General features: G+C 30.8%; 5 protein-coding genes. All 5 read right to left on the bottom strand.

Features of this window, described 5'->3' with window-relative positions; all coding sequences use genetic code 11:
* Positions 1–281 precede the first annotated feature (281 nt).
* Positions 282–791 carry a hypothetical protein gene (locus LS69_RS09740; RefSeq protein WP_138124562.1) on the bottom strand — a complete coding sequence of 170 codons (510 nt, stop codon included), beginning with the start codon at positions 789–791 and terminating at the stop codon, positions 282–284.
* A 597-nt stretch (positions 792–1,388) separates the two neighbouring features.
* The gene (locus LS69_RS09735; protein WP_138124559.1) at positions 1,389–1,619 is read right to left on the bottom strand and encodes a hypothetical protein; all 231 of its coding nucleotides are present in this window, start codon (positions 1,617–1,619) and stop codon (positions 1,389–1,391) included.
* Between the two features lie 48 nt (positions 1,620–1,667).
* Positions 1,668–2,288: a hypothetical protein gene (locus tag LS69_RS09730; protein WP_138124556.1), complete on the bottom strand. Its 621-nt coding sequence runs from the start codon at positions 2,286–2,288 to the stop codon at positions 1,668–1,670.
* A 652-nt stretch (positions 2,289–2,940) separates the two neighbouring features.
* Positions 2,941–3,066, bottom strand: a complete 126-nt coding sequence (locus LS69_RS11145) for a hypothetical protein (protein ID WP_275050975.1) — start codon at positions 3,064–3,066, stop codon at positions 2,941–2,943.
* Positions 3,067–3,361: 295 nt separating this feature from the next.
* Positions 3,362–4,417 (bottom strand): phage baseplate assembly protein V (locus LS69_RS10600; RefSeq protein ID WP_194145489.1); only part of this gene is annotated, 1,056 nt, incomplete at its 5' end.

Below are 4,417 nucleotides of genomic sequence, written 5' to 3'. Positions count from 1 at the left end.
TTACAATAAGGAGTTGGATTATATAGAGTAGAAGTATTAGAATCTTTAGAGTAGGAATTTAAGAGAGGAGAATGGGAAGGATTGAGGGGGTGGAGGGAGAGATAGGAAACCCTAGAGGAAGTGCGATATTTACAAAGATAAGTAATACATTCTTCATAGTCTTTTTGATTCATTTTATCTTTCAATTTAGAAATTAGAATCTTATCAACTGCTCTTTGTGTAATTTCTCTTTTTCTTGTTTCTAAACTTCTTGTATCAGATTCTATGAGAGACATTATGTGTTATATAGCAGCATTGGCTGAACTTTTGGCTTGTTGCCAAAGTGCTAGGGATTTGTCTTTTAAGTAGAGATAAATCCTTGAGAGAAAGTAAGAAACAATGGCTGCCACACCGATACTAAGCACCAAAGTCCAGCCACCGGTTACAATACTAGCAGAAGTTAGAATATCTATTGCCATTTCAGTTACAATGCCTATTCCAATTTGCAATCCACCTAGAATCAGTATATCATCAGCATTCAAATTATGGTCGCTAATATTTAAAGCCATTGTTTTAGAAGCATTTTTGCCCTCAAGCATTATCCTTACATAAAAAAGCAACCTCTTTTCAATATATTTGACACTTTCTGTAATTATGCTATCCATTGAGCTTAGCATAAAAAATAAGTTGGATTTGATTAATTCTTTATCACCACTCTCTAAGTCATCTACTTCAATCTGAATGGGGCAAGGCTCATTATTGCTTGTAATACAAGATGGCGGAAGCGTTATTGTTTTTATTTCATCACCCATGATAATCCCTTATATTGATTTTATTATCCTGTGCTTGTTTTGTATTTTCCTGTAAAATTACTCTATTTGCAAGGATTTTAATAAGTCGTGCAGAATCTATATGTGTTGCAAAACCAAGAATAGAAAGCTTAACAATATATTCATCATCAATGATACAGCGAGTTAGTTGCTGACACCTATATGGAATGGTTGATTGAGAGTGGTAATATTCGCAATAATATAAACTTTCATCATTTTTGATAGGATATAACCCAATAGGGATTCTAAAAAATGTGACAAATCCGGCGTATAGTGTGCCCTTTTCATCGATGTATATACACTTTATCTGTGGAGTAAGACAAAGTAAAACGAGCGGTGAAAAAAATCCAATATGCACATATATGCCCAACAGACAAAGCACAACAACAGCAATCATCGAAAAAAATTGCATAAAGAATTTAATAAGTCTTGAAACTTTGCTATAAGGTGTAACATTGTTTAAGGGTATTTGTTTTGTGATTCTAAAAGAAATAAAATTTAAAAAAATAAAAATATATACTACACAACAACAAGCAAAAAACAATATGCCCAGCATATTTACACAAGGCAAAAAATCAATTAAAAAATCTTTATTTTTAAGCCTTCATCAAAGCTCACTAGCAACACTAATATCCCGCAACAAAAGCTTAGTAGAGCAAAGATTTTACCAAGATTGAATATATATTTATATATCTTAAGTCTTTTGTGATTTATCGCATTTTTAGATTCTGTATCATTATTTATTTTTGGTAACCCATGCAACAACCATAGGTCAAATCTTTTTATAAAATCTTTGTCTGCTTTTTTCATACTCTAACTCCTTTGTCTTTCTCCCATGAAATCAAACTTTCTTTACCCTTAAATCTTAAGATAAAAAGAACTCATAATTTTAATATCTCCCCATTTGTAGGACATTTTACCATATATGCGATGATGTAAAACAAAATATTTTTCATAAATTTGTGCTTTATAATACCAGCCCTCCCAACACGCTTGCAACAAATAAAGCAGAATCCCCACACCAAGTAAAATATCTATAAAATAAAAGCATAATGCAAAAATTAAAGAAGCAATAATCATCATAAAATAATGCACTAACTTATCATTGTTTATATTGCAGACATAAAGACTTTGTTCGCACTCGCTGATTTGATTTTGTTTTGAAGTTTTGAGGTGTTGCCCTATATTAAAAAGACTGATAAAAATAGCATATATTCCTAAAGATTTTAATAAATAAGGCGGAAATTCCCAATGATAAATAAAAGCAGTAATAAGCACGAAAAAATAAAAGAATAGAAGTAGAATCTTTGCAATAAGAAGCAATATTGTTATTCCTTTGGAATTATAAGATTGCATTTGATTATAAGGACTATTAGGATTAGAATCTATCATACCTAATTTTACATCAAAACCTTTATTACTAGAGTTGGGTAGGTTTATTTTAAAACCAAAAGATTGTTTGTCTTCATTGGGGTTCATCAACATTTCTCCTTAGTAAAGAATATCAAATTGCTTCTCTAAAACATAAGGCAAAGATTTTATATTTATGCCTTTAGATTCCAAAGCCTCTTTTGTTTTTTTGACAAGAAAACTATTTAAATATGATTTACCTATTATTTCATTATATAATTTGGGAGATAAGTAGGTTTTTCGAGCCGCAATAGAAAATAAAATCGGTTTTTAAAACTCAATCTTTTATGCCCTAAAGGAAAAATATTAACAACATTAATGGTTACAAGTATCCCTACCCCCAAATCCACTCCTGTTCTTACCTCCACTTCCCCAAACTTAAAGAATCCTTTTTGCATTTTAAACTAATGCCTAAGCTCAAAGCATATGCCGTCATTGGTGATATAGATTCTGTTTTTGTGTGCGTAAAACAAATAATAAAAGCTAAATAAACACCGCCCCAGCCAAATATTACTGAAAAAATAAATATATCCATTCCTATTTTTTCAACAAAAAATCTTGTATCCCACAAAACGCTATGCTAAAAGCAAAAAGAAAGATAATGCCAAGCATAAAATAATCCCATAAGAAGATGAAGTTGCTTTTCAACTCCCACAATCTCATTATCTTCTATACTCTCTTTTTCTTCTTTCACAATCTATTCCTTTTTGGATTTATAATTCTATCCATTCTCATTCTCTTTTAGTTTTATGGGTAGCATTATAGTAGAATCCTTATGAGATTCGTCTTTGAGACAACAAGGATTCTTTAATATCGCTTGGCTTAAAATAGATTTGATTTTTAACACAGAGATTCTCATCAAGTTTTTTATTATTAATAAACCAAGTAATGGCAACATTCGTGTTTTTATTGATTTCTCTTTTCTTTTGACTAAGGAGTTTATCTTTTTCTATTTCTTTATAAAAGTAAGCACAAACACGAATGATTTCTTCTTTGTCTGCAATAAAGATTTCTTCTTCATTATCAAGAAAATAATCATAGGATTTTTCTTGATTAACCTTATTATGGTAATTCTCATTGTTTTGTTTTACAAGGCAATGGGCATAAAACCTTTAACGGAGATTTTAAAAATCCATTCTAATTCACCCACCAATACTTAAATTTTTATTAATGCTTACGCCATTTTCATCAATGATAACTTCACTATCTTTTATCTTGAAAATAATTTTATCCTCGCTGATTGCCATCTTTGCATTAGCAGCTTCAAGATTGATGTTTGTATTGGCGTAAAAGTTCATTTTATTTTTGCTCTTAGTAAGCAAGTCGTCCACATTGATAGTGAGATTTTTATCGCTTCTTAAAGACAAAGATTGTTTGGTTAAAATATGCAAATCATTTTGTGAGCTTAGAGTCAATTCTTCATCAGCACTAAGGTGAAAACTTTCATCACTATGTATGTTTAGCTGCTTCTCTACTCTCTCTCTTTTATCCCCTTTTATACTCCTGTTTTCATCTTTCCCTACCTGTATTGTGAGGTCTCCCCTCACTTCCACTCCCTTATTCCCTCCTACAGATTCACTAGAATCCTTAGCAATTCTTGTTGTGTTATTTGCTCCTACATTGAGTGTATTACTTAATCCTACATTAGTATCTTTAGAGAGTAGAGTGTTTTCTAAATACTCTGCTCCTACATTAATGTTTTTAAATCCTACAATGTTTTGTATATGTCCTTTTGTAATAAACTCTGTATATAATGCTCCTATTTCTGAAATTTTATTGTTTTGTATGGTTTGTTCATAGTTATGTCCAATTTCTTGTTTATAATCTTTTTGTGCAAGGATATAAATTTGTTCTTTATCCTTATCGTTTTTAAGAGTGATTTCATTTCTTGCAGTTGCTGCAAGATTCTCTGTTCCTATGGTAGCATTTGAAAGCGTAAGATAATGATTGTTAAGATAGTTGAGTTGGTATTCTGTATTTTCTTGAAGATTCAGTTCTTCTAGTCCTTGATTAAACATCTTAAGGGTTGTGCTTAAATGAGCTAAAGTATCCAAGGCAATCTCTCTTTTATATCTTGGATAATTATATTGAGGCATCGTATTACTCTGATTATACAAACTCCCACTCACATAAGGTTTATCTATATCATCATCTAAAAAAGAAATAATGACTTCATCACCTACTCTTGGAATATGAAA

It is taken from the genome of Helicobacter sp. MIT 05-5294 (genome assembly GCF_000765675.1).
Taxonomy (GTDB): domain Bacteria; phylum Campylobacterota; class Campylobacteria; order Campylobacterales; family Helicobacteraceae; genus Helicobacter_D.
The sequence above is the reverse complement of the archived record's forward strand: the minus strand, read 5'-3'. Positions and strand labels throughout refer to the sequence as shown.